The 24,496-nt window shown below is 67.0% G+C and carries 24 protein-coding genes; 8 read left to right on the plus strand and 16 right to left on the minus strand.

The window, feature by feature from the left end; all coding sequences use genetic code 11:
* Nucleotides 1-6: 6 nt before the first annotated feature.
* From ACIQCY_RS03680 to ACIQCY_RS03690, 3 genes are all read right to left on the minus strand, one after another.
* Nucleotides 7-1,041: an ABC transporter permease gene (locus ACIQCY_RS03680; protein WP_400482539.1), complete on the minus strand. Its 1,035-nt coding sequence runs from the start codon at nucleotides 1,039-1,041 to the stop codon at nucleotides 7-9.
* A complete protein-coding gene (locus tag ACIQCY_RS03685) occupies nucleotides 1,038-2,579 on the minus strand; it encodes an ABC transporter permease (protein ID WP_400482540.1) in 1,542 nt (513 codons plus the stop codon). The genes ACIQCY_RS03680 and ACIQCY_RS03685 overlap by 4 nt, the downstream gene beginning before the upstream one ends.
* A gap of 148 nt (nucleotides 2,580-2,727) precedes the next feature.
* Nucleotides 2,728-4,332: an ABC transporter family substrate-binding protein gene (locus tag ACIQCY_RS03690; protein ID WP_400482541.1), complete on the minus strand. Its 1,605-nt coding sequence runs from the start codon at nucleotides 4,330-4,332 to the stop codon at nucleotides 2,728-2,730.
* Nucleotides 4,333-4,885: 553 nt separating this feature from the next.
* Here ACIQCY_RS03690 and ACIQCY_RS03695 point away from each other — a divergent pair.
* Both ACIQCY_RS03695 and ACIQCY_RS03700 read left to right on the plus strand, forming a co-directional pair.
* Nucleotides 4,886-5,200 (plus strand): hypothetical protein, encoded by a 315-nt coding sequence (locus ACIQCY_RS03695; protein WP_400482542.1) that lies wholly within the window; start codon nucleotides 4,886-4,888, stop codon nucleotides 5,198-5,200.
* Between the two features lie 97 nt (nucleotides 5,201-5,297).
* On the plus strand, nucleotides 5,298-6,359 hold the full coding sequence (locus ACIQCY_RS03700) for an LLM class flavin-dependent oxidoreductase (RefSeq protein WP_400482543.1): 1,062 nt from the start codon (nucleotides 5,298-5,300) through the stop codon (nucleotides 6,357-6,359).
* Here the strand turns inward: ACIQCY_RS03700 and ACIQCY_RS03705 are convergent.
* Both ACIQCY_RS03705 and ACIQCY_RS03710 read right to left on the minus strand, forming a co-directional pair.
* Nucleotides 6,356-7,801 carry a hypothetical protein gene (locus ACIQCY_RS03705; RefSeq protein WP_400482544.1) on the minus strand — a complete coding sequence of 482 codons (1,446 nt, stop codon included), beginning with the start codon at nucleotides 7,799-7,801 and terminating at the stop codon, nucleotides 6,356-6,358. The two genes, ACIQCY_RS03700 and ACIQCY_RS03705, sit on opposite strands and share 4 nt — an antisense overlap.
* Before the next feature lie 415 nt (nucleotides 7,802-8,216).
* The gene (locus ACIQCY_RS03710; RefSeq protein ID WP_400482545.1) at nucleotides 8,217-8,777 is read right to left on the minus strand and encodes an ion channel; all 561 of its coding nucleotides are present in this window, start codon (nucleotides 8,775-8,777) and stop codon (nucleotides 8,217-8,219) included.
* Nucleotides 8,778-8,953: 176 nt separating this feature from the next.
* On the opposite strand from ACIQCY_RS03710, the gene ACIQCY_RS03715 reads away from it, so the two are divergent.
* A complete protein-coding gene (locus ACIQCY_RS03715) occupies nucleotides 8,954-9,349 on the plus strand; it encodes a PLDc N-terminal domain-containing protein (RefSeq protein ID WP_400482546.1) in 396 nt (131 codons plus the stop codon).
* A gap of 268 nt (nucleotides 9,350-9,617) precedes the next feature.
* Here the strand turns inward: ACIQCY_RS03715 and ACIQCY_RS03720 are convergent, their stop codons facing one another.
* Together ACIQCY_RS03720 and ACIQCY_RS03725 are read right to left on the minus strand one after the other, a co-directional pair.
* The gene (locus tag ACIQCY_RS03720; protein WP_400482547.1) at nucleotides 9,618-10,280 is read right to left on the minus strand and encodes a CPBP family intramembrane glutamic endopeptidase; all 663 of its coding nucleotides are present in this window, start codon (nucleotides 10,278-10,280) and stop codon (nucleotides 9,618-9,620) included.
* Nucleotides 10,281-10,436: 156 nt separating this feature from the next.
* Complete coding sequence (locus ACIQCY_RS03725) at nucleotides 10,437-11,063, minus strand: hypothetical protein (RefSeq protein WP_400482548.1); 627 nt, start codon at nucleotides 11,061-11,063, stop codon at nucleotides 10,437-10,439.
* 140 nt (nucleotides 11,064-11,203) lie between these two features.
* On the opposite strand from ACIQCY_RS03725, the gene ACIQCY_RS03730 reads away from it, so the two are divergent.
* Complete coding sequence (locus tag ACIQCY_RS03730; RefSeq protein ID WP_400482549.1) at nucleotides 11,204-11,764, plus strand: GNAT family N-acetyltransferase; 561 nt, start codon at nucleotides 11,204-11,206, stop codon at nucleotides 11,762-11,764.
* Nucleotides 11,765-12,215: 451 nt separating this feature from the next.
* Here ACIQCY_RS03730 and ACIQCY_RS03735 read toward each other — a convergent pair whose 3' ends face one another.
* Complete coding sequence (locus tag ACIQCY_RS03735) at nucleotides 12,216-12,785, minus strand: TetR/AcrR family transcriptional regulator (RefSeq protein ID WP_400482550.1); 570 nt, start codon at nucleotides 12,783-12,785, stop codon at nucleotides 12,216-12,218.
* Nucleotides 12,786-12,839: 54 nt separating this feature from the next.
* On the opposite strand from ACIQCY_RS03735, the gene ACIQCY_RS03740 reads away from it, so the two are divergent.
* Complete coding sequence (locus ACIQCY_RS03740; protein WP_400482551.1) at nucleotides 12,840-13,343, plus strand: DUF4188 domain-containing protein; 504 nt, start codon at nucleotides 12,840-12,842, stop codon at nucleotides 13,341-13,343.
* An 81-nt stretch (nucleotides 13,344-13,424) separates the two neighbouring features.
* Here ACIQCY_RS03740 and ychF read toward each other — a convergent pair whose 3' ends face one another.
* Complete coding sequence (gene ychF, locus ACIQCY_RS03745) at nucleotides 13,425-14,510, minus strand: redox-regulated ATPase YchF (protein ID WP_400482552.1); 1,086 nt, start codon at nucleotides 14,508-14,510, stop codon at nucleotides 13,425-13,427.
* 82 nt (nucleotides 14,511-14,592) lie between these two features.
* Between ychF and ACIQCY_RS03750 the strand changes: the two genes are divergently transcribed.
* Nucleotides 14,593-15,921 (plus strand): DNA recombination protein RmuC, encoded by a 1,329-nt coding sequence (locus tag ACIQCY_RS03750; protein ID WP_400482553.1) that lies wholly within the window; start codon nucleotides 14,593-14,595, stop codon nucleotides 15,919-15,921.
* A 61-nt stretch (nucleotides 15,922-15,982) separates the two neighbouring features.
* Here ACIQCY_RS03750 and ACIQCY_RS03755 read toward each other — a convergent pair whose 3' ends face one another.
* The 4 genes from ACIQCY_RS03755 to ACIQCY_RS03770 form a co-directional block, all read right to left on the minus strand.
* The gene (locus tag ACIQCY_RS03755) at nucleotides 15,983-16,756 is read right to left on the minus strand and encodes a hypothetical protein (RefSeq protein WP_400482554.1); all 774 of its coding nucleotides are present in this window, start codon (nucleotides 16,754-16,756) and stop codon (nucleotides 15,983-15,985) included.
* Between the two features lie 240 nt (nucleotides 16,757-16,996).
* Complete coding sequence (locus tag ACIQCY_RS03760) at nucleotides 16,997-17,662, minus strand: class F sortase (RefSeq protein WP_400482555.1); 666 nt, start codon at nucleotides 17,660-17,662, stop codon at nucleotides 16,997-16,999.
* 102 nt (nucleotides 17,663-17,764) lie between these two features.
* Nucleotides 17,765-18,862, minus strand: coding sequence for a 4-hydroxy-3-methylbut-2-enyl diphosphate reductase (locus ACIQCY_RS03765; RefSeq protein ID WP_400482556.1), 1,098 nt, complete (start codon nucleotides 18,860-18,862; stop codon nucleotides 17,765-17,767).
* Between the two features lie 61 nt (nucleotides 18,863-18,923).
* Entirely contained in the window at nucleotides 18,924-19,763 is an 840-nt protein-coding gene (locus ACIQCY_RS03770) for a hypothetical protein (protein WP_400482557.1), read from the minus strand.
* Between the two features lie 211 nt (nucleotides 19,764-19,974).
* Here ACIQCY_RS03770 and xseA point away from each other — a divergent pair, with 211 nt between their 5' ends.
* Nucleotides 19,975-21,291 carry an exodeoxyribonuclease VII large subunit gene (gene xseA, locus ACIQCY_RS03775; protein WP_400482787.1) on the plus strand — a complete coding sequence of 439 codons (1,317 nt, stop codon included), beginning with the start codon at nucleotides 19,975-19,977 and terminating at the stop codon, nucleotides 21,289-21,291.
* Between the two features lie 166 nt (nucleotides 21,292-21,457).
* Nucleotides 21,458-21,688 carry an exodeoxyribonuclease VII small subunit gene (locus tag ACIQCY_RS03780; protein WP_400482558.1) on the plus strand — a complete coding sequence of 77 codons (231 nt, stop codon included), beginning with the start codon at nucleotides 21,458-21,460 and terminating at the stop codon, nucleotides 21,686-21,688.
* 208 nt (nucleotides 21,689-21,896) lie between these two features.
* Here the strand turns inward: ACIQCY_RS03780 and ACIQCY_RS03785 are convergent, their stop codons facing one another.
* From ACIQCY_RS03785 to ACIQCY_RS03795, 3 genes are all read right to left on the minus strand, one after another.
* Nucleotides 21,897-22,268, minus strand: coding sequence for a VOC family protein (locus ACIQCY_RS03785; protein ID WP_400482559.1), 372 nt, complete (start codon nucleotides 22,266-22,268; stop codon nucleotides 21,897-21,899).
* A 76-nt stretch (nucleotides 22,269-22,344) separates the two neighbouring features.
* Nucleotides 22,345-23,169, minus strand: coding sequence for a PPK2 family polyphosphate kinase (locus tag ACIQCY_RS03790; protein WP_400482788.1), 825 nt, complete (start codon nucleotides 23,167-23,169; stop codon nucleotides 22,345-22,347).
* A gap of 62 nt (nucleotides 23,170-23,231) precedes the next feature.
* Entirely contained in the window at nucleotides 23,232-24,449 is a 1,218-nt protein-coding gene (locus ACIQCY_RS03795; protein ID WP_400482560.1) for a pyridoxal phosphate-dependent aminotransferase, read from the minus strand.
* Nucleotides 24,450-24,496: the final 47 nt, after the last annotated feature.

A 24,496-nucleotide genomic window follows, 5' to 3' on the forward strand; every position in this document is an offset into this window, starting at 1 on the left:
TCACCTTCACGCGGCTGCGGGCTTCTCTGACTCCTTGGCCCGGCCGGCGTTGAACTTCTTCTGCCGCGGGTCGAAGGCGTCACGCAGGCCATCGCCGATGAAGTTGATGCACAGGCAGATGAGCACGATGAACAGGCCCGGGAACCAGAACAGCCACGGCCGGGTCTGGAACGCCTCCTGGTTCTGGCTGATGATCAGGCCCAGGGACACGTCCGGCGCCTTCACACCGAAGCCGATGTAGCTGAGCGCGGTCTCGAGCAGGATGGCCGAGGACATCAGCAGCGTGGTGTTCACGATGATGACGCCGACGGCGTTCGGCAGGATGTGCTTGAAGATGATCCGTGCGTTCGATGCCCCTGCGATCTTCGCCGCGTCGACGAACTCGCGCTCGCGCAGCGTCAGGAACTCGCCGCGCACCAGGCGCGCCAGGCCGGTCCAGAGCACGAGTCCGAGGAACAGCCCCAGGAGCCAGATCTGCGCGCCGGCGCCCACGAGGCGGTTGACCCCTTCGCCCAGGGTCGCGGCGGCGAGCACGACGGGGATGATGATGATGACGTCGGTGAAGCGCATGAGCACGGCCTCGGGCCAGCCCCGGAAGTAGCCGGAGCAGGCACCGATGATGACCCCGACCAGTCCGGCGAGGGCGCCGATGATGATCATGATGATGATCGAGTTCTGGGTGCCGCGCATCGTCATGGCGAAGTAGTCGCGGCCGATCGAGTCCTGCCCGAACGGGTGATCCCCCCAGCTGAAGGGGCCCGTCACGGTCGGCGCGCCACCGTCGACCAGGGGCAGGAACTCGGTGTGGTTGTACTTCCACCACCCGGGGATGCCGGCGAATCCGACCGACGTGAACGCGAGGAGGAACACGATGGCGAACACGACGAGGCTGATGATGGCCGCCGTGTTGTCGAAGAACTTCCTGCGGACGATCTGCCCCTGCGACAGCCCCTTCGCCTCGTGTTCGTTCACCGGACGCCCGGGTCCCGTGACGGTTGCCGTCTCACTGTTCGGGAAGTCGGAGGGAGTTTGGATGCTCATGCTTTCACCCTTACGCGAGGATCGAGGAACGAATACACGATGTCGGCGACGAGGTTGAAGACCAGTGCCAGGATGCCGGCCACCAGGAAGAACCCCATGATGGGGTCGGGATCCGTCCGCTGGAGGGCCTGGACGAAGAGCTGGCCCATGCCGGAGAAGGCGAAGACCTGTTCGGTGATGATGGCGCCACCGATCAGCGCGCCGATGTCGAAGGCCACGAGGGTTGCGAGCGGGATCAGCGCGTTGCGGAACGCGTGGCGCATGACGACCGTCCGCTCGCTGAGGCCCTTTGCCCTGGCGGTGCGGATGTAGTCCATGTTCATGATCTCGAGCATGGAGGCGCGGGAGTAGCGGCTGTAGCTCGCGAGGGACGCGAGGAGGAGCGCGAGGGTGGGGAGCAGCAGGTGCGTGAAGGTGTCCAGGCCGTTGATCCAGAACGTCCCGTCCAGCCCTGGTGTTTCAGCGCCGACCGTCGCGATCGGCCTTCCACGGACACGCGGATTGCTCACGTAGGACGGCCACGTGACCATGAAGCGGTCCATCATGATCAGGAATCCCATGAGCAGGCCGGTCAGCGCCGCCGCACGCATGCTCTGGGTCCGGTCATAGCCGCCCATGAAGTAGCCGACCGCCACGCCCACGAGCACCGTGATGACCGCGAAGATGAGGATCATCCAGACGGTCGCGGCGTTCAGGATCGGGTTCACGACGTAGTAGGCGACGAGGCCGAGGGCCACCATGATCAGCGAGGAGTACAGGGCCTTGCGGTTGCGCAGGCCGGCCGTGAGCAGGACGATCCCGAAAGCGACGCCGACGCCCGTGAGGAGGATGATGATCGGACCCAGACCGGGGTTCGCGAACCAGCCCACCAGGTCGAGCAGGAAGAGCAGCGCAGCCGCGACGACGGCTCCCAGGATGAACGCGATGCCCTTGCGCTTCCAGGACCTGCTCGCGAAGAGCGCCCAGATCAGCCCGCTCGCCAGTGCGACGACGGCGATGGTGGAGGCCGGTATGTCGGGATCGGCCAGGAAGTTGTTGAAACCGATGGCCCCGAACTCCTTGAGGAGGACGGCCAGCCAGAAGATGGGGAGCGAGAAGAACAGGAAGGACATGAAGGTCACGCCGTAGTCCAGGCCGCTGTATTGGCGCAGGGCCGTGATGATGCCGAGCGAGATCCCGATGATGATCGCGAGCACCGTGGCGGTGGTCACGAGCGTGATCGTGTTGCCCATGGCGCGGGCCAGTGAGGTGGTGACGGCCTCCCCCTGGATGCTGGCCCCGAGGTCGCAGGTGGCGGCGAAGGGGATGATGCACTTGGCCGCTCCGGCGAGCCAGCCGAAGTACCGCAGGGGTGCAGGCGTATTCAAATCGAGCAACTCGGTGCGCGCCTGGATGAGCTCGTCCCGGTTCGGTGCGTTGCTCGCCCGCAGGTCCTCGAGCGGATCGCCCGACAGTGCGGTGAGCTGGTACACGACGAACGATGCGCCGAACAGGATGAGGACGGCAGTCACCAGACGCCGAACGATGTAGGTCACCATAGGTCTCAGGCCTCAAGATTGGATCGGGTGGGGGATTCCCGTGATATCGCAGAAGTGTAGTTCAGGGGCACAGAGAAAGGCGCCGGGACGGGCGAGTTCCCCGTCCCGGCGCCTTCCGTCTACCGTCGAACGTGTTCCGGAACCGGAACTACTGGACGACCTGCCAGTCCCAGAAGTTCCACCAGACGCCGGTCTGGTTCGGCATGTACTCGATGCCGGTGACGTTGTCGCTGTAGGCGTCGACTCCGGGCACCTGGAAGAGCGGCAGTCCGTACTTCGCGTCCCAGATCAGCTTGTCGATCTGGATCTGGATCTTGTCCTGCTCGGCCGGATCCGTGGTCACGATGAGTTCGTCCATCAGCTTGTCCGCCTCGGGGCTCGAGAACCCGTTGAAGTTGGACCCGTTGCCGGACTTGAAGATCTGCGGCACGCCGGACACGCCGACGCCCGAGTTGATCCAGCCGAAGATCGTGGCGTCATAGGTCCCGTTACCGAGCGCGGCTCCCCAGTCCGAGGATCCGAGGCCGCCGTCGACGATCTTGAACCCGGCCTGAGCGGCGGATTCGGCGATCAGCGTGTAGGAGTTGAGGCGGTTCGGGTTGTCGCGGTTGTACATGATGCGGACCTCGGGGGTCGCTCCCTTGAGCAGCTCCTTGGCCCCTTCGATGTCGACCTCGGCGTAGGCCTCGGACCCGTTGTTGCCGGCGGACTCCTCGTAGGGTTCCTGGTCGGTGAGGAAGAGCTGCGAGTCGAGCGGCTCGGCGTCGGGGTTGATCTTCTTGACGATCGTGTCGACGAGCTGCTGGCGCGGGACGGTCTTCATGAAGGCTTCGCGGACGCTCTCGTCCTCGAAGACGCCGCTGAAGTTGAGGTCCAGGTGGTCGTAGGAGAGCTGGTTGCCCTGCTCCACAGTGACGCCCTCGAGGCTTTCGAGCTGCTCGACCGTATCGGCCGATGCCTGCGGCGCGATGATGTCCACCTCACCGTTCTGCAGCGCCTGGACCTGCGCGGGAGCCTCACCGATGTAGCGGACGGTGATTTCGTCCACCTTCGGCATCGGACCCCAGCTGTAGTCCTCGTTGCGGGTCAGCGTCATCGACTGGTCCGGCGTGATGTCCGAGGCGATGAACGGACCGTTGGAGAGGTACAGGGACGGATCGGTGGGGAGCGACTTGGTGTCGAAGCCCGTGTTCCAGAAGTCCGCCAGAGCCTGGATCTCGGGACGCTCTACAGGCTTCTCCGGATCGCCGGCGGGCGTCGTCTTGATGAGCTCGATCAGCGCATCCTCATCAGCCAGGCCACCCTTGTCGGCCAGGACGTGGGCGGGCGTATCGATGCCACCCTCGCTCATCAAACCGAAGGCGACCTCGTAGTCGGCGAAGGGCTCCGAGTAGTTCAGGGTGATCGAGCGGCCGTCCTCGCCGATCTCCGGAAGTTCGGTGAGCCCGAGGCCACCGGTGTCACCGGCGTAGTCGAAGTAGGTGGCTCCCGACACGACTTCACCGGCGTCGTCGCTCTTGGCATCGTTGAAGTAGCCGGACTCGATGGCCCAGGCCAGCAGCAGGTCTCCGCCATCAACCGGTTCGCCGTCGGACCAGTTGACGCCTTCGTTGACCGTGTACTTCACGCTCAGCGGATCCTCGGAAAGGACCTCCATGGAGCCGAAGTCCTCGTTCTTCACAACTTCGAGGTCGTTGTTGATGTAGACGAAACCGGAGTGGGTCGCGTAGGCGATCTTTCCGTTGATGTCCACATTGCCTTCGGATGTGCTCGAGTTGAACGAGCTGAAGGCATTCACTTCTACGACACGGATGTTTCCGCCCGTTGCTTCGCCCTCGGCGCTCTCCTCGGGTGTTTCAGTTCCCGTGTTGGCAGCGCAGGCGCTCAATGCGAGTGCTGCGACAGCAGCAACTCCCAAAGCTTTGGAAGTACGTCCGAAACGCATTCCGCCTCCTATTTCATAGTGTGGTTCCAGCTTCACGCGGTGTTGCATGAGAGCCGATACGCCACCGGAAGGGTGACGCCACTCACGTGAGCAAAAGCCTAAGTGCACTTTGTTACCAACAGGTATCGATGGGGAAGGCCACCGCGGGTTGTTACCGAGCTGCAACCAAACGTTCATCGGACTGCTCCAGCTTCCCCCCAGCAGCGCATCCCCTCCTCGCTGGAGGCTCGATCCTGGACGAACCGATGCTTGATCGGGCGCTGGCGTCGATGTTTTGCTAGGGGAACCCGGCGGAGCGGTTGCGGCAATACCCGAGTACCGCTTGGAAACGCGGACTGGCGCTCAGACAGAGGGAAGCATCATGGCCTGGCTTTTCGTCGACAAGCACGCGGCGGTCTGGGACGACGACGCCGACGTCCAGGCCGCCATCGGCGCACTCAAGGTCCGGCTCGACCAGCACGCAGAGGTTCACCTGTCGATCCAGAGCAGGGGGCTGAAGGGGCCGGTCTTCGTCATCACGAAGGAGACCGTGCTCAGCTCTCCGGAACTGAGCAACCGCTTCAACGCGGACCTCTTCTCCGCACTGACCACACCGACCGCGCGAAACAGCTCCACCATCCACTGGTTCTCGGACGGCCGGGGCTTCGTCTCGGAGACGAACAGCCGGATGTGGTGACGCTGCGGCGGGGTTTCCGTGACGTCGGAGGATCGAGGAGCATGCGTCCGGCGCCTAGTCTGGGACCAGCCCTACGCCCCTCCCGAGAAGGAAGCCCATGCCCGACTCCACCCGCCCGCTGCGCAGGCTCGGCTTCCTCACGATCGGCCTGTTCGATCCCGCGGACCCGGCCGCGGGGCACGAATCGACGTTGCAGGTCATCGAACTCGGCGAGCGGCTCGGGTTCGACAGCGCCTGGCTCCGCCACCGCCATCTGCAGTACGGGATCTCCTCCCCCATCGCGATGATGGCCGCCGCCAGCCAGCGGACCTCCAGGATCGAGATCGGAACCGCCGTGACCTCGCTGGGTTGGGAGAATCCCCTGCGCCTGGCTGAGGACCTCGCCACCGTCGATCTGCTCGCCGGCGGGCGGATCAACCCGGGCCTGAGCGTCGGTGAACCCATGCACTACGACACGGTGAAGGACGAGCTGTACCCGGACTCGGCGGACCTCGAGGATTTCAGCTACGCCCGTGTGGAACGGCTGGCCCGCCTGATCGCAGGGGAACCGGTCCGCGAATTCTCCGGCAGGCAGGGAGTCGTCGAGGAGTTCTCCAACCGTGTCGAACCGCATTCCCCCGGGCTGCGTCAACGCCTCTGGTACGGGGCCGGCAGCAGCAGATCGGCCGCGTGGGCCGGGACGAATGGTTTCAACCTGCTCTCCAGCAGCGTCATCTTCCCCGACGAGGACCAGGAACCGGACTTCGCCCGGATCCAGCAGTCGCAGATCCGCGCCTATCGCGATGCGGCCAGCGCGTCACCCGGGGCCCATGGGCCGGCACGGGTCTCGCAGGGCCTGGTGGTGATCCCGACCGACTCGGCGTCGTCGAACCAGCGGGAGAAGTACCAGCGGTACGTCGATCAGCGACTGCCCCGCACCCGGTCTCCGCAGGGACCCAAGGGGATGCTGTTCGCCCCGGACATCATCGGCACCAGCAACGAGATCGCCGAGCAGCTCTACGCGCACGCCGGGTTCCAGGAGGTCGACGAGGTGGCGTTCGCCCTGCCCTTCAGCTTCGACCACGAGGACTACGTCCAGATCCTCACCGACATCGCCGAGAACCTGGGGCCTGCGCTGGGATGGACTCCGAACGGCATCGGGAAGACACCGCCGTGCTAGCCACCGGTTCTGGGGGCGAGCAGGATCTGCACGGCCTCGATCCGTTTGCCCATACCCGACGTGCCCGCCGTTCCGCCGTCGGCGACCCATGACTGCCAGCCCAGATCCTGCACGTGGGCGCGGTAGTGAATCCTGTAACGGTTCGCCATCTCACCGGTCAGCCTGATCTGGAATGCTTCCAGGCGCAGCCCTTGCCCGGCCGTGCCGATGGCATTGGCCGAGGATGTCCACGGCTGCCAGCCGATCGACTGCACATGCCCCCGCCACTGGATGTCACCGGTATAGGCCGTGCTGGACACGTTGAGGCGCAGCGCCTCGACCCGAAGGGCCCGACCCGTGGTCCCGGCGACGTTTCCATCCGAAACGTTCGCCACCCAACCGAGGTTCTGGACGTGGGCGGCGTACACGGCAGTGAAAGTCGGTGCGACCTTCGGAACCAGCTCGATCGTGACGGCCTCCACCCGCCGACCTTGCCCGACGGTGCCGGCCGTGGCTCCGTCGAGCCCGTACGGCTGCCAGCCGACGTTCTGCACGTGGGCCCGATACCTGATGCTGTACTGAGAGGCCAGCTCCCCCGTCAACCGCAGCTCGAACGCCTCCAGGCGCAGACCGCGGCCGGTCGTTCCGATCGGCGACGCCGACGTCGTCCATGGTTGCCAGCCGATGTTCTGCACGTGCCCCCTCCACAGGATGTCGCCCGACAGGCGGTCTCCTGCCACCGACAGGCGCAACGCCTCCATCGGCAGTGATCGGCCGGTCGTTCCTGCGGTGGCGCCGTCCGAGACGCTCGACTGCCAGCCGACGGTCGCGACGTGGGCCTGGTAGACCCCGATGCACGTCATGTCGAAGTCGTAGGTGCCGTCGGTCCATTGCGCGATGTGGACGGTGCCGCCGGAGAAGCTGCGGTTCACACAGAGGTCGGATGCTTCGCTGGCGAAGTCGAGACGCCCTGCCGGTGACCAGACCGGCACGTCGGGAAGCTGCCACGACCCGGTGATGGCCTCCCAACCGCTCGAATAGGAGTAGATCCCGTACGGATACCCCGCGTCCGCCAGTGCGGCAAGGAGCCCGGAGATGACGTACCGGTTCTCCTGCTGCTGGCCCGCTGTCGAGCTGGGCCAGGGCTGTCGCGGGCGGGGCTCGACGTCGACCCAGATTCTCTCCGGGCGCCAGCCCACCCCATTGAGTGACGCGAGAGCCGCACGGCCCTCGGCGTACCCGACGTTGCGCAGCCGGTCCGGTCTGGTGCTCGCGGGCCAGGGTCCGTCGTCGCCGTAGGTGTCGTACTGCGCTGTGGTGGGGAACGTGGCCATGGCGTAGGCCTGAGCCCGGACGCCTCGATCGAGCACCCACTGGAACTGCCCGTCCAGGCAGGGGTTCTCGGTGAACGCAAGTCCGTTCGTCAGCCCCACGACCACGAACTCCGTGCTTTCCGGCGGCATCGGAAGACCGCCCGGACACTGTGGCCATGAAACGTCATGTCCGTAGTCGGCTGCTCGGGCGGGTGCAGCGAACAGCACGCCGAGTGCGAGCACAAGCAGAACCGCCAGGAACCGGAGCGTCGATGCCCGGGAGCGGCGGCCAGGTCGAAGATCACCAAGGCCGGCCATGATGGCCCCCCTTATTCGAAGGATGACCGAACCATCCCACTCGTCACTCTTCGCCGCTAGGGTCGAAAGACCTGACGTGGCCCCTCCTTGGATGCGTGGTGCCCGACCTGCGGTGTCGCGGGCGTGTCGCGGGACTCCGCGGGTCCGTCAGCTCGCGCACGAACCGTTCGGCCACCGCCCGTGATCCTGCTGGTCATCGACCACACCCACCGTCGAAGCCGTGGCGACGATCCGAAGATGAGCAGGGTCATCGGTGAAGTCTCCGCGACGCCGTGGAGAAGGTCACCTTCGCGATCAGGAGGAGCGCGCCCAGGTCGGCGATGATCTGAATAGTGACGACTGTGCGCGCAAGCTGGTCCGACGGCGTGATGTCACCGAATCCCACCGTGGCGAACGTAGACGTCGTGAAGTAGAGGGCATCGATTCTGCCGAGCGACTCGCTGAAGGACAGTGGGTCTGTCACGGAGATCGAGAGGTAGAGCAGGGAGAAGAGGCATAGGAAGATCAGGACGGATTCACCGACCGCCGTTGCAGCCCTGATCTGGGGGACGTGCGCCGCCATGATCATCTGCAGCTGAAGGGCCAGGGCGCCGGTGAAGACCAGAACGACACCGGCCAGCCTGATCCACGCGCCCACGGCCCCACCCCCATCGAACCCCCCGACGGGGATGAGGAAATAGCAGCCAAGGACGACCACCGTCACGACCAGCGAGCGGACGAGCGCGCGGACTACCGCCCGACGACGTCCGGCGCGGTCGAGCTCACGGAAATACACCGGACGGTCCTCGAACCCGCTGTTCGAATCCATGGACGATGATAACGCCGGCTTCGCCGCCCAGCCGGTCCGATGCGGCGGGTGGGGGACGTGCGGCGAGGGGACTTTGGGCCCTTCTGACCGATTCCGCGGGTCATCAGACTTGACGCATCAGAGTCGGCCACCTCCCCGTGGCGCGGCATGGTGACACAGTCAACAGGAGTAGAGCAATGAATGTTGTGGAGAATATCTGGGATGTCTTCTGGCTGTTTTTCTGGTTCTTTGCGATGTTCGCCTATCTGATCGTCCTCTTCCAGGTCGTCATCGATCTCTTCCGGGATCGGAGTATCAGTGGATGGGCGAAGGCGCTGTGGGTGATCTTCCTCGTCTTCCTCCCGTTCCTGACTGTCCTGGCCTACCTCCTGAGCCGCGGTTCGGGAATGGTCAGCCGCGAGGCGGCACGTGCCGGGGCTGCACAGGAGGCGGCGGAGGACTACATCCGCGGCCTGTCGGCACCGAGTTCAGCCGAGGAGATCGCGAGGGCGAAGACGCTTCTGGACTCAGGCACCATCTCCGGGCCGGAGTTCACAGTACTGAAGGACCGGGCACTCGCCGGCAAAGCGTAAGCCCCCGACGACGACGACGAATCCGCGACACAGACGTTTCCTTCCTCAGGAGGGCCGTGAGGCCCGGAACTCGTCAGCCAGGCCGAGGTGCCCACCCTGGCCATGATCACGCCGATCATGATCGGGGTGGCGCCAGCTGCACCAGCACCCGCTCGGCGGCCAGGGCGGGGTCGGTGATGGACAGCGGTGTCGGTCATGGACAGCGGCAAGGAACTGCACCGCCGTACGTTCAGCGCTGTGGGGCAGGATCGGTTCGCAACCTCCTTCCTCAGTCCCTGATCGCGGGAAGCCAGACATCGCGGGCGACGCGGACGCCACAGGCGTCCGTTGCAGCGTGGGCGATGGACACCGCCAGCAGGGACCGGGTGCGTTGGGCGGCCCAGCCATACCCCAGTCCGATCAGGCCCGCGCCGAGCAACACCGGCCAGCGTCCGTGGGGATGGGGACGCACGGACAACGGGACCAGGTGCCACGCCGTGAAACACAGGGAAGGCCAGAGCCAACCAAGAACTCTCCGGCCCGGGAAGACCGCCAGGGGCACACCCCGCCACAGCACCTCCTCAGCGAGGGCGTTGGTGAGGCCAACACCCACTGCCACGAGCGCTATCGGCAGGCTGGTCTTCCTGGCGTTCGGGATCAGCTCGGTGGCGACGGCGCCGGCCGGCGGGATGACAAGGACGCTCCACAGCAGCACGGCGGGTTGGGCCGGGGAACCATTGCCCGCCCGCCACAGTCCCACGAGCCGGCTGTTCCCCGCGATTGGAAGAGCCAGGCACCAACACAGGGCCCAGTAGACGGCGAACCCTGCCTGGTACCCGCGCTCCTGTCCGAACCGTCGGACCGTGTATCTGAAAACCGGCAGCATCACTGCAGGAAGCGCTGCCGGCACCACTGTCGCCGCGGCGCGGCGCCAGGTGGCCGCTTTCTTCATGGTGGGCCTTCAACGGACGCGGGGAGGCAGGGGCCGGACAGTGATGATCCTGCCAGGTGGAAGTGCTCAGGGCTGGGGCATCCGCTCCAGCCGTCATCGCCGCGAACCCCGCGTCCCAGCATCACTGCCTCCTTCCGCCGATCCCGAAGCCGTGCATCACTTGAGGCTGAGCACCTCGTCGATCGGGCGGTTGTTGACGAACACCTGGGCACTTGTGGCACCGGCAGCGCCCATGGCGGTGTACTCCAGCTGCGCCTTCGCGCGCGGTATGTCGCAGACACCCCCGAGCAGGAACTGCCCGGTGAGCCAGATCGAGATCGTACTGCCGTTCAGCTCGCCGCCGACGTACGTGAGGCTCGACTGGTACAGGACGTTCACGAGCCCCGACATGCCGACGTCGCGGCTCCTGTTCGCAAGCAGGGTCTCCATGCTGGGACCCACCTGGTCCGTGAATCGGACGGGGGCCGTGGTCGTGGCGATGAGGCTGTCACCGCAGCCGATCATGGTTCCCGAGACACCGTTGTCACCGACGGCCACGTAGTAGATGGTGAGCGGAGCCACCTGCTCCGGGAGTCCCGAGGGTGTTGTGTCCTCCGTCGCGGGCGGGCTCGCGGGGGAGGACGGCACGGCAGCTGTGGGTGTCGGTGCAGTCGTGACGGACGGGCCAACTGTGGTTGGAGCAGCGGGGCTGCTTGTCGGGGCAGCGGTGGGTGGGCCGAAACAGCCCGTGAGCACGATCAGGCTGGAGAGCCCGAGAACGCGGAATGCCGACAGCCTGCTCATGATGCTCCTTGGTGCGGCCCTGCCCCGTTGCGGGACCGCACTTCGAAGCTACGCCTGCGTGATCATGCGGAACAGGGACTTTGGTCCGGTTTCGGCCGTCGGATCCCGTTCCGACGGCACTCCTCTGACAGACTCAGACGATGGACGTGCCCGAGATCGCTGACCGGTGGCCTGCTCTTGACCCTGCCTTCGGGACCGTGACCCTACGCGCCTTCCGCCCTGAGGACGCCAGCATGGCCATGGAGCTTTCCCGGGATCCCTACGTCCCCGCGATGGGGACCCTGGCCCTCAACGCCACTGCTTCTCAGGCACAGCGATGGATATACCGCCAGCAGACCCGGCACACAGCCGGCACCGGCTTTTCGTTCGCCGTCGTCGACACCATCGACGAAGGACGCTGCGCTGGATTCGTCGGGTTGTGGGTGCGCGAGTTGCCCGCCGGCCGCGCGAAGATCGGCTACGCGATTGCCCCGTCCTGCAGGGGCCGGCATCGTGCATCTGATGCACTCTGCGCGGTCACGACCTTCGCCTGGACACTTCCCGAGCTGCATCGCCTCGAGCTCTACATCGAGCCCTGGAATACGCCCTCCATCAGGACAGCGGAGCGAGCCGGGTACCTCCGCGAAGGCCTGCTCAGGTCCCACCAGGAGATTTCCGGTCGACGACGCGACATGCTGCTGTACTCCAGCGTGCGCGACTGACACTTCGATGGCAGTTGGCGGATCACTCGAGGACACCTTCGACCGCCGCCTCCATCACCGCCGCTTATTCCATCGCTACCACCGAAGAAGGCTGCAGCTCCCACAGCCGCGGCCGGCCCGCCGCCGCCGTCGTCCCGTCCCCGCGATGTCTTAGTCCTTGCGGGCTTCCGTGCCAGCTTGACCAACGCGAAGGGAATGAGAAACGTCAGCGCGATAGCGAGCCCGAATACCAGGATGCCGGAGACATTCACGGTCGGCATCCCGTCACGCTTCGCTTCCCGAACCAGGGCGACGGGCAGCCTCTGCATGATAGGACCGCGTGCCGTGCTTCACAGCGAAGCGGACCACTACATAGAGCATGAGGCCGACGACGGCGATCAAAAGCAGGTAGGCCCCCAGGATGGCTTCCGGTCGACACCTGGCCCACCGGCTCTCCGAGGACTGATCGTCCCTAGGGCCCCAGCGAGCAGCCGATCTGCCGGATGGCGGCATCGTAGGCTGCGTCCCAGGTCCAGCCCGCCGCCGGCGCGCCGGCCAGCTCAAGTGACACCAACCCGTGGACCTGGCCCCACACGACGCCGACCATGGCGGCGATCTCCTCATCAGCCGCTCCAGGCAGCGCTGCGGCAACCGCTCCGAACAGCGGCGCGATCGATGGCTCAGCGGCACCCGGCGTCGGCTGGCACGGCACCCGACCGGCCAATGAGCCGCCGAACATAAGACCGTAAAGGATCGGATGCTCCAGCGCCCAGGCCCGGTAGGCCCGGCCCAAGGATTCGAGGCCGGCGGCGGCGGCATCTTGTTGGGAGGCGGCGAAGGAAGCGAAGCCGTCGTCGAGCACGGCAGTCAACAGTTCCGCCTTGCCACCGAAGAGCGAGTACACCGCCGTCGTCGACGTTCCGGCGGTAGCGGCAATAGTGCGCAGCGATACTGAGCCGGCGCCGTCGCGGGCGATGAGGAAGGCAGCGGTGTCGAGCAGCCTGCGACGCAGGGTCTCATCGTGGACTACGGGTCTTGCCATAGGACCAGTATTCCATAACACTGTTCCGTAACAGCGTTATGAAAGGACAATTCCATGTCGAAGCAAGTGCACACGGGACGTTTCACCGCCGATCCCGAAGGTGGCCCGGTGACGGTCTTCCTGATCGGGATGCGCGCCAACCGGTGGTGGAAGTTCGGGAAGGTGGCGCGGGTAGGGGCGGCCATGCCCAAGATGCTTGCCCACCTGGCCGCGACGCCGGAGGCCGGGTTGCTGAGCTACCAGCAATGGTTCGGGCGGACGACCATCATGGTCAGCTACTGGAAAAGCCCGGAGCATCTGCAGCGGTTCGCGGCCGACCGGTCAGCGCCGCACCTCGAGCCCTGGCGCCGGTTCATGCGCGAATCCGCCGGCACCGGCGACGTCGGCGTATGGCACGAGACCTACGAGACGATGCCGGGCGGCAGGGAAAGCGTGTACAGCGATATGCCGGTCTTCGGGCTGGCAACGGCCATGGGCCACGTACCGATAGGAGCGGGACTGAACACCGCACGCCAGCGCCTGAAGGCGGACCAGGTCAGGCGGCGTGTGCCCGAATGAGCCGTCTCCGCGAGGCCTGGCGAAGCATGCCCCGGGTCAGTTCGGCGCACGCGAGCCACAGTTCATGCCGCCCGGCTGCCGCTACACGTTGAAGCGGAACTCCACCACATCGCCGTCGGACATGATGTACTCCTTGCCCTCGATGCGCACCTTGCCGCGAGACTTGGCCTCACTCATCGACCCGGCGTCGATCAGGTCACCGAAGTGCACCACCTCGGCCTTGATGAAGCCGCGCTGGAAGTCGGAGTGGATGACGCCGGCGGCCTCGGGCGCCGTCGCGCCCTTCTTGATGGTCCAGGCCCGGCTCTCCTTCGGACCGGCCGTGAGGTAGGTCTGCAGGCCGAGGGTGTGGAAGCCGACGCGCGCGAGCTGGTCGAGGCCTGACTCCTCCTGGCCGTTCATCTCGAGCATCTCGCGGGCCTCGGCCTCGTCGAGTTCCACGAGGTCGGCTTCGAGCTTGGCGTCCAGGAAGATGGCGTCGGCGGGTGCGACGAGCTGGCGCAGTTCCGCCTGGCGCTCCGCACTGCCGAGGACGGCGTCGTCGACATTGAAGACGTAGATGAACGGCTTGGCGGTGAGCAGGCTGAGCTCGCGGAGGTGCTCCATCTCGAGCTTGTCGCTCGTGACGGACGCGAAGATGGTATCCCCGCGCTCGAGGACGGTCTGCGCGGCCTGCATGGCGCTGAGCTGTGCGGCCTCGCGCTTCTTGATCTTCACTTCCTTCTCGACGCGCGGGATCGCCTTCTCGAGCGTCTGGAGGTCCGCGAGGATCAGCTCGGTGTTGATGGTCTCCATGTCGGAGCGCGGGTCCACCTTGCCGTCGACGTGGATGACATCGGGGTCGTCGAACACGCGGATGACCTGGGCGATTGCCTCGGCCTCACGGATGTTCGCCAGGAACTGGTTGCCGAGGCCCTCGCCCTCGGATGCACCCTTCACGATGCCGGCGATGTCCACGAAGGACACGGTCGCGGGCAGAATCTGCTTGGACCCGAAGACCTCGGCCAGCTGCGCGAGGCGCGGATCGGGCAGGTTGACCACGCCGACGTTCGGCTCGATGGTTGCGAACGGGTAGTTCGCCGCCAGGACGTTGTTGCGCGTCAGCGCGTTGAAGAGGGTTGATTTGCCGACGTTGGGCAGTCCGACGATGCCGATAGTAAGAGCCACGGGAGACAAGTCTACCGGGCGCCGACACACCGTCCGGCGGTAGCGAGGCCTGAATGTCGGAGGTCCCTGCGACAGTGTGGTCATGAGCACCACAGCCGTCCTCCTCGTCCTCCTCGCCTTCGTCCTCGGATGCGCCGTCGGCGCCTTCGTGGTGGCGCGCGCCCTCCGTGCCCGCACCTTCGAACTCCGGTCCGAGCTCGACGACGCCACGGCACGCCTCGGAAGCACGACGACGAACCTCGCGGCGGCCGTCGCCCAGCGTGACCTGCTGCAGCAGCACAACCGCGAGCTGACGGGCAAGACGTCGACCGACAACGACGTCCTGCGTGCCCTGGCCCCCGTGGCCGAGAAGCTGACCCAGGTGCAGCGGCAGGTGGGTCTGCTCGAACGCGACCGCGTGGAGCAGTACGGTCAGCTCGCGCGGCAGCTCGAGGAGGCACGTGAGGCGGATGCCTTGCTCCTCTCCACGACCCACTCGCTCGCGGGCGCCCTCCGCAGCAACAGCGCCCGCGGTCAGTGGGGCGAGGTCCAGCTGCGGCGCGTGGTCGAAGCGGCCGGCATGATCTCCCGCGTCGATTTCCTGGAGCAGGTGTCCTTCGCCGCCGGGGACGACGGGGAGCGGGCGCGGCCGGACATGGTGGTCCAGCTGCCGGGCGACAAGCAGATCGTGATCGATGCCAAGGTGCCCCTGAGCGCGTTCCTCTCCGCACAGGAACTCGCGGCCCCGGGTGACGGTTCCGCAGGAGCCGAGGACGTCGGTGCCCTCGGCGCCCGACGCGCCGAACTGCTCAAGCAGCACGGAAAGGCCCTCCGCGCGCACATCGACGCCCTCGCACGGAAGAAGTACTGGGAAGGCGCCGCCAACTCCCCCGAGCTCGTCATCTGCTTCATCCCGGTCGAGTCCGTGCTCTCGGAGGCACTGCGGGCGGATCCGGAACTGCTCGACTACGCCTTCTCCCAGAACGTCGCCCTGGCGTCGCCGGTGTCGCTGCTCGGCATCCTCAAGGGTGCAGCGTTCAGCTGGCGGCAGGCCGTGCTGACGGACAACGCCCGCGAGCTCTTCGACCTCTCGAAGCAGCTCTACGAGCGCCTCGGCACCATGGGCGGACACGTCACGCGGCTCGGGGCGTCCCTGAAGACATCGGTGGAGCGCTACAACTCCTTCGTCGGCGCGCTCGAATCAAGGGTCCTTCCGACGGCCCGCCGGATCGGCGCGTTCGATTCGGCGTCCCTGGACGTCGTCGACGCCGCGGCGGAAGGTGCCGACGGCGCCGATGTGAGCCTCCTCGGGGCGGCCCGCGCGCAGCGTGCCGGCAGCACCGCAGGACCGGCCGGCCAGGCAGCGGCGGCGATCGACGCGACGCCCCGCTCCCTGACCGCCCACGAACTGCTCGACGGCACCGACGGGTAGCCCGGTGCCGTCAGTGCTCGGCTACCGGCGCCCGGGGAAGGAATCGCACCGGGGTCAGGCGTTACGCCCGTGCGTTGCTCCGACGGACTGCGTAGGTACCGCCGGCTGCCGCCGCGAGCACCAGGCCGCCTCCGAGGGCGATCATCCCGGTCCAACTAGACGAAGGCTCGACGGCGGCACCGGTGTCGGCCCCGCCGGACGGCATTTGTCCCATCTGCGTCCTGACGAGGGTGCCACACAGTGCAGGCGACGTCGCTCCGAGGGGCAGCGCCGGATCCAGGTCGCTGGGTGCGTTGAAGGCCTCCGGTGTGGCCGGCGTGGTCGCTGGGTCCAGCCCGTGCACGTTGAAGACCGCCGTACCGTTCTCCAGCGCCGCCATCGTCGCTGCATCGATGGTGAAGGAGCGCTGGACGGCGTAGGTCCCGCCCTGGCCGCCGAGCTGGAGGTTCAGTGCTTCAGCAGGAGTCGTCGGTCCCGAGGTCGTCACCGTCGCCAGGATGCCACCGTAGCCGGCGGCGCTCTCCGTGACGCTGATGATGCCATCACCGTTGACGTCGTTCGCCGCCGTCGGGCATACTCCCGCCGCTCCGCCGTGAATGTGCTGTACGTGGGGGTAGGGCGCGCCCTGGAAGGTCTGGGCGAGGCCGGACACCTGCAGGTTGATGGTGGCCTGGTCACCGACGACATCGAGGGTGACGGTACCGGTGCCTGTGGTGCCGTTGAGTTGGCCGAGGGTGGACGAGTAGCTGCCATCTGCGGCGATTGCTGGGGAGCCTGCCAGGGCGACGGCGCCGATGGCGAGGGCGGGTACTGCAAGGAGGCGCATCTTGTTCATGGGATATACATCCTTCACTGTGCGATGAGGACGGACCCGGACCGGGTCCGCATGGGGGCGCTTCGCCACTGCATGATGCTTTCGACCTGCGGACCCTGCTCAGGATCCCGCCGCGTAGCGCCCTCGTGCCTCATCCTCCATCAGCACCTCGGAACGTGGCAGATCCCGCCCGGTTCGGGACAGCCTCTTTACAAACACCGATTTCTCGTTCGCGAGCTTCCGCTGGCCGGGCCGGCCCTGTCAGGTGACGAGCTTCGCATAGACGACGTAGTTGTCATCGAACTCTCCGGTGTCCGGATCGTAGCCGTCACACGTGATGAGACGTAGCTCGGAACCCTCCGTATTGCCGTACACAGTGGCGGTCGGGAACGAGTCCTTGGGGTACTGCTCGGCGTGGTCCACGGCGAAGACCGCCGTTGTCCCGTCATCCCGGAGTACTTCGATGGTGTCCCCCGCCCTCAGGGCCCGCAGGTCGGCGAAGACGCCGGGGCCGCCATCGGTGGCGTTGACATGCCCCAGAAACACCGCGGGCCCTCGCTCGCCTGGTGTCGGCGACTGGTTGTACCAGCTCGCGGGGGCGCCTGGACCATCAGGTGGCACCTCGAGCGTCCCGTTCTCCCGCAGCCCGGTACTCAAGACTTTCGAGGATGCGCCGGTGGAGGGAATCGCGAAGGACAGTGGCGGTGACTCGGTGAGCACCGCGGGCAGGTCCGACGCCGCGACCTGTGGTGGCGCAGCGCTGCCGTCGGCTTCCGGGTACGCCTGGCCCGATGCCGAGGGCGATGCGCCACCTGAAGCTCCGATGCCGGTTTCTGCGGGGGCGTTCGCGCAGCCGGTGAGAATCAGGAGGGTGACGGCCGCAGACACCAGGGAGAGCCTGCCGCCGTCACTGCGTGGACCAATCATGGGATGAGGGGCGTCCGATCAGTGCGTACTGCTGTTACTGGTACTCCCGAGGATAGCTGCCTGCCCCCGTCGCAGGTCCCGATGGTGGACTCGTCCGGATCCTCAGTTGAGGGAGGTGCGGTCCTGCCGCGGGCCGCGGCCGCCGCGGCCCTGCGATGGATCACCCATCGCCTTGAGCGCGGCGCGGATCTCCTTCGGCAGCGAGAAGATGATGTCCTCCTCGGCCGTCACGACCTCCTCGACCTGGCCGTAGCCGTACTCCGCGAGCAGCCTCAGCACGTCCTGCACGAGGTTCTCCGGAACCGAGGCACCCGAGGAGATGCCGACCGTGGACACTCCCTCGAACCAGGACTCGTCCACCTCGTTCGCGAAGTCGACGCGGTGCGCCGCCTTCGCGCCGTACTCGAGGGCGACCTCCACCAGGCGCACGGAGTTCGAGGAGTTGGCAGAGCCGACGACGATGACGAGGTCCGTCTCCGGCGCGATCTTCTTGATGGCCGCCTGGCGGTTCGACGTGGCGTAGCAGATGTCATCGCTCGGCGGGTCCTGGAGCGTCGGGAAACGCTCCTTCAGGAGGTTTACCGTCAGCATGGTCTCGTCGACGCTCAACGTGGTCTGCGAGAGCCAGATCAGCCGTTCGGGATCGCGCACCCGGACCTTGTCGACGTCCTCCGGCCCGTTGACGATCTGGATGTGGTCGGGAGCCTCGCCGGCGGTTCCCTCCACTTCCTCGTGGCCTTCGTGGCCGATCAGGAGGATGTCGAAGTCGTCGCGCGCGAAGCGCTGCGCTTCCTTGTGCACCTTCGTCACGAGGGGGCAGGTGGCATCGATGGTCCGCAGGCCGCGGTCCTCCGCGGACCGGACCACGGCGGGTGAGACACCATGCGCGGAGAAGACCAGGAGCGCGCCTTCGGGGACTTCATCGGTCTCGTCGACGAAGATTGCACCCTTGGACTCGAGCGTCGAGACGACATGCAGGTTGTGCACGATCTGCTTGCGCACGTACACGGGCGGGCCGTAGTGCTCCAGCGCCTTCTCGACGGCGATGACGGCGCGGTCAACGCCCGCACAGTAGCCGCGGGGCGCCGCGAGCAGCACCTTCTTGTCCCCCGCTACCGGCGCAGCAGCGAGCACGTCCTCCGGGGAGCGGCGCCTGCGTGGAATGGTGGGCATGGGGACCTGAACGGTGGTACTGGTCATGAGCCGATTCTACCGGGTCGGCCACTCGCGACCGGCTGATCCGGCGTTGCTCCGCTGTGAGCTAAGCCCTACGCCGGCGGAGGGCGAGTTGCCCGACGACGCCGATCACGACCGCGATCAGGCCGCCGATGATCACGGGTGCGCTGGAAGCGGCGATGTCCGCTCCGGCCCGTTGCGCGAGGCCCCGGATGAACACATCGGCAACCGCACTCGTCCCGGGCGCCCTGGCCGCCATCGCGGGAACCCAGTCCGCGGCGAGGTATCCGAGCACGCCGATCCCCACCACTCCGAGGCCGAGAAGCGCGAGCGTGGTGCCGCGCCGTCGTGCGATGACGAGTGCCAGCAATGCCAGCACCGCCGCGCCCGCGAGGAACAGGGGCCATGGCTGCACCGAGGCGGCGGCACCGCTCAGCAGCCCTCCCCTTTCCAGGGAGCCGATGTCGATCGTGGTGTCCTCGGGGATCGGGACCTCCAGGCCCAGGCTTCCGTCCAGGCTGTCCGCGAGGAGTCCCACGACCGGCGCGAGGTCGAGGGTGAGGACGGCAGGCGCGGGTTCCGACGGATCGGGTGCCTTCGCGAAGGTGACGGCGTGCGACAGACGCAGGGTCTCCGCCCAGGCCACCAGATAGCCGGGGGCCCCCGTCACCGTGCCCGCGGCATCGCGGATGAGTGGTTCGACGAAGGAGTCGAACTGCTCGGGCAGCCCGGTATTCGCCGCGAAGTCCTGAGCGAGGGAATCGGCGAGCGCCGTCTGGAAGTCGGCGTCGTCGCCAAGCGGCGCAGCCAGCGCGACGAAACCGGACTTCTCCACGAGGTTCTCGTCCAGCCAGGCCGACGCCAGCCCGGCAGCCATGACGACGAGCGCGAGCAGGGCCAGGAAGGCAGAGACGACAGTGCGCATGGAGTCCTCGTGTTGGGGGCGAACTCCCGATTATGCCTGTTCCCCCGTTCGGCGGCATGGCGGGTCCCCGGTGTTCCACCGCTACCGCAACGCACATGGCACGGCTCGGGACAGCCCCTGGGGGTCGGGAGTGGTAGAGATGGACAGTGCAATCTCCAAGAACGGGAGCACGGATCTTCCCGAGGACAGGACGGCCATGACGAGCGAGGGAATGCGGGCGCAACCCGCCGGCATCGACGGCACGCCCCGGCAGGCGACCACCCTGCCCGTGACGGCGGCCGAGACCTCACCCGACTCCCCCTGGCCGCTCCACCTGCTGTCCGAGAAGCTGAAGGCCCACATCGACCGCGCGCCCGCCGCGTGGGTCGAAGGGCAGGTCATCGAACTCAACCGACGCTCCAGCATGTGCTACATCACGCTGCGCGACGTGGACACGGAAGTCTCCCTGTCCCTCTCGGTCTACGGCTCCGTGATGGACAGGGTGTCCTCACCGCTGGAGCGGGGCTCGCGCGTGGTCGCCCGCCTCAAACCTGACTTCTGGGTCAAGACGGGGCGCCTCTCGATGCAGACCATCGATATCAGGCCCGTGGGCATCGGGGACCTCCTCGCACGGATAGAACGCCTGCGGCAGGCACTGGCGGCGGAGGGGCTCTTCGCAGCGGCGAGGAAGAAGCAACTGCCGCTGCTCCCGCATCGGATCGGGCTCATCACCGGCCGCGATTCGGACGCGATGAAGGACGTCATGCGCAACGCGGCGCTGCGCTGGCCGGCCGTCGAATTCGAGGTGCGCGAGGTCGCGGTGCAGGGCGTGAGCAGCGTCGCCCAGGTCACCGCGGCACTCACCGAGCTCGACGCACACCCGCACGTCGACGTCATCATCATTGCGCGCGGCGGTGGCGCCCTCGAGGACCTCCTGCCCTTCAGTGACGAGTCGCTGGTCCGGGCAGTCGCCCTGGCCGTGACGCCGGTGGTCAGCGCCATCGGGCACGAAGCGGACCGGCCCCTGCTCGACGAAGTGGCCGACCTCCGCGCCTCGACGCCCACGGACGCCGCGAAGCGCGTCGTTCCGGATGTAACGGAGGAACTCGGCCGCATCGGCCAGGCGCGCTCGGCGCTGGAGCGGTCCATCCGCATGCTCGTGCACCGCGAGAGTGAGAGCCTCGCCAATCTGCGATCCCGCCCGTCGCTGGCCAAGCCGGAAGGCATGATCGACGTGCGGGAGGCCGACGTCGAGCGGCTGCGGTCCCGTGCCCTCCGGTGCATGTCCGCAGCGGTGGAGCGGGAAGCGGACTCCGTCCGGCACCTGCGCGAACGCGTCCGCTCGCTGTCCCCGCAGAAGACCCTGGATCGCGGATATGCAGTGGTGCAGAAGGCCGACGGCCACGTCGTCCGGACTCCAGCCGACGTCAGGCCCGGGGAGGGACTGCGGGTCCGCGTTGCCGGCGGGCAGTTCGGTGCTGTGTCCCAGGAGGCACGGACGCCGGAGGCACCGGCACCCGAAACTCACACCCAGGCAGGACCGCCATGACGGCGCCCCCGTCACGACTGATCGTCCGGCCGCGAGGCGTCCGGCCGAGAAGCCCCGCCGCGGCAGCCGCCCGATGGCGTCCAGGAAGCCAACCGCTCCATCGACCAGCCAGCGTGTCGATGACCCTGCCCAGGGTGAGAGCCACTCACGGAACGAGGAACATGCCATGACGGAGAACAACCAGACGCAGCCGGCGGACGTGCAGACGCTGTCCTACGAGCAGGCGCGGGAAGAGCTCGTCGCCGTCGTGGCGCGTCTCGAGGCCGGCGGTGTGAGCCTCGAGGAATCACTCGCGCTGTGGGAGCGGGGAGAAGCGCTCGCTGACCGGTGCGAGGCATGGCTCGAAGGGGCGAAGGCAAGGCTGGCGGCCGCGCGGGACAAGGCCGAAGGCCAGTAGCAGGTCCGCCCCAGCTGCCCTCAGCGCCGATCCGGACGGCCTGCCGGAGGTCTTCGCGGAGTTCCGCCGCGTCCTCGCACCCGGAGGAATTCCTGATCGAGGCGACCCTCGTCCGGAGCCCTCGTGACGGGGAAAGGCACGACCAGGCGATGGTTCTGGCCCGGCTGTCCGCGCACGGCTCACAGCCCTGACTCCACCTGCACCGGTGCTAGGAGCGCTGCATCAGCTCCTGCAAGGCCCAGGTGTTGCCGTCAGGGTCCGCGAAGTACAGGAATCTCCCCCACGGCTGCTCGTCGAGTTCGCTGGCCTCGACGCCGCGCTCGAGGAGTTCGGATCGCGCCCGCGCTGCATCTGCCACGACCACCTGGATGCCGCCCAGCGAGCCCGGCGCCCTGTCGCTGATCCCCTCCCCGAGGGCGATGGAACAGGCGGAACCGGGCGGAGTGAGCTGCACGAAACGGAGGCCCTCGCTGACGCGATGGTCGTGGTCCAGGGTGAAGCCGACCTGGTCGCGATAGAACGCGATGGCGCGGTCGACGTCGCTGACGGGAACGGCGATGAGTTCGATCTTCCAGTCCATGAGAGCCTCCGTATCGGTGGAGCCTCCACGGTAGGACGCAACGCGGTCAGCTTCGGTCCGCTGCCGAGCAAGGCCATCAGGACGCTGCGAGACGCCGCTTCTCCGCCTCGACGTCGAACGTCGCCCGCGGCCAGCTCAGCTGCATGTCCTCCAGCGTGGCGGTGAGCAGCTGCTGCACGGCGAGCCTCGCGTACCACTTGCGGTCGGCGGGGACGACATACCAGGGTGCGTCCGGCGTGCTCGTCCGTTCGACGACCGCCTCGTAGGCCTCCTGGTACTGCTCCCAGTACGCGCGCTCGTCGACGTCGCCCGGGCTGTACTTCCAGTACTTGTCCTTGCGTTCGAGGCGTTCGGCGAGCCGTGCCTTCTGCTCGTCCTTGCTGATGTGCAGCATGACCTTCAGCACGCGCGTACCGGAGGTGGCGATCTCCTCCTCGAAGCTCCGGATGGCGGGGTACCGCTTCTCCACCTCGTCCGGCGCCGAGAGACCCCGCACGCGGTGGATCAGTACGTCCTCGTAGTGGGACCGGTCGAAGACGCCGATCACCCCGGGCTCCGGGAGCCGCCGGCGGACGCGCCACAGGAAGTCGTGGTGCTGCTCTTCCTCGGTCGGTGCCTTGAAGGCGTGGTGCTGCACGCCCTGGGGGTCCACGAGCCCGACGACGTGGCGGAGGATCCCGCCCTTGCCCGAGGTGTCCATGCCCTGCAGGACGAGCAGGACGGCGATCTCGCGCCCGGCCCGGCTCTCAGCGAACAGCTTCTCCTGAAGGGACGAGAGCACGTCCGCCCCTGCGGCGAGCGCCGCTGCGCCCTCCTTCTTGCCGCCGTCGAACCCCGGCGTGGAGGGCGGATCCACCGCCGCCAGCGAGAAGTCCGGCCCCGCCATCAGGAGGCGCCGCATCTCGGCGGCAGTGCTGTCAGCGCTCGGGTCCACGGGTCCTCCTGCGATCGGGCGGGCAGCGGTCAGGGCTTGTAGGTCGACAGGAAGTCGGCGAGCCGTTCGATGGCGTCCTCGATGACTTCCACGCTCGGCAGGGTGACCATGCGGAAGTGGTCGGTATTGATCCAGTTGAAGGCGCTGCCGTGCGAGATCAGGATCTTCTGCTGCTTGAGGAGGTCGAGGGCGAACTTCTCGTCGTCCTTGATCGGGTAGACCTCGGGGTCGAGCTTCGGGAAGAGGTACAGCGCGCCCTGCGCCACCTCGCAGCTCACGCCGTCGATCGCATTGAGCATCTGGGCGGCCTTGTCGCGCTGCTGCTTGAGGCGCCCACCTGGCAGGATCAGGTCATTGATGCTCTGGTGCCCGCCGAGGGCCGTCTGGATGGCGTGCTGCGCGGGGACGTTCGCGCACAGGCGCATGTTGGCCAGGAGGTTGATGCCCTCGATGTAGTTCGCGGCGTCGCGCTTGGGCCCGGAGATGGCCATCCAGCCGCTGCGGAACCCGGCGATCCGGTAGGCCTTGGAGAGTCCGCTGAAGGTCAGGCACAGGACATCGTCACCGGCGACCGACGCCGCGTTGATGTGGACGGCGTCGTCGTAGAGGATCTTCTCGTAGATCTCGTCCGCGAACAGGATCAGCCCGTGCTCGCGGGCGAGGCGGACGATGCCCTCGAGGATGGGCCGCGGGTACACGGCGCCGGTGGGGTTGTTCGGGTTGATGAGGACGATGCCCTTGGTGTTCGGCGTGATCTTCGACGCCATGTCCTCGAGGTCCGGCCACCAGTGGTTGTCCTCGTCGCAGAGGTAGTGCACGGGGGTACCGCTGGCGAGCGCCACGGAGGCGGTCCAGAGCGGATAGTCCGGGGTGGGGATCAGGATCTCGTCACCGGCGTTGAGCAGCGCCTGCATGGAGAGGGTGATGAGCTCGCTCACGCCGTTGCCGAGGTAGACGTCGTCCACGTCGATCGAGTTGATGCCACGGCCCTGGTAGTACTGCACGACGGCGGTGCGTGCCGAGAAGATGCCACGGGAGTCGCTGTAGCCCTGCGCCTTGGGCAGGTTACGGATCATGTCCACGAGGATGGCGTCCGGCGCCTCGAAGCCGAAGGGCGCCGGGTTGCCGATGTTGAGCTTGAGGATCCGGTGGCCCTGGGCCTCCATGATCATGGCGTGTTCGAGCAGCGGCCCCCTGATGTCGTAGAGGACGTTACGGAGCTTTTCCGACTGCTTGTACGTGGCCATTGGATCAGGATGCCACAGCAGGGGCCCGGCACGCGGCATAGCAATGC

The sequence above is a fragment of the Arthrobacter sp. NPDC092385 genome (genome assembly GCF_044755105.1).
In the GTDB taxonomy this organism is placed as follows: Bacteria; Actinomycetota; Actinomycetes; order Actinomycetales; family Micrococcaceae; genus Arthrobacter_D.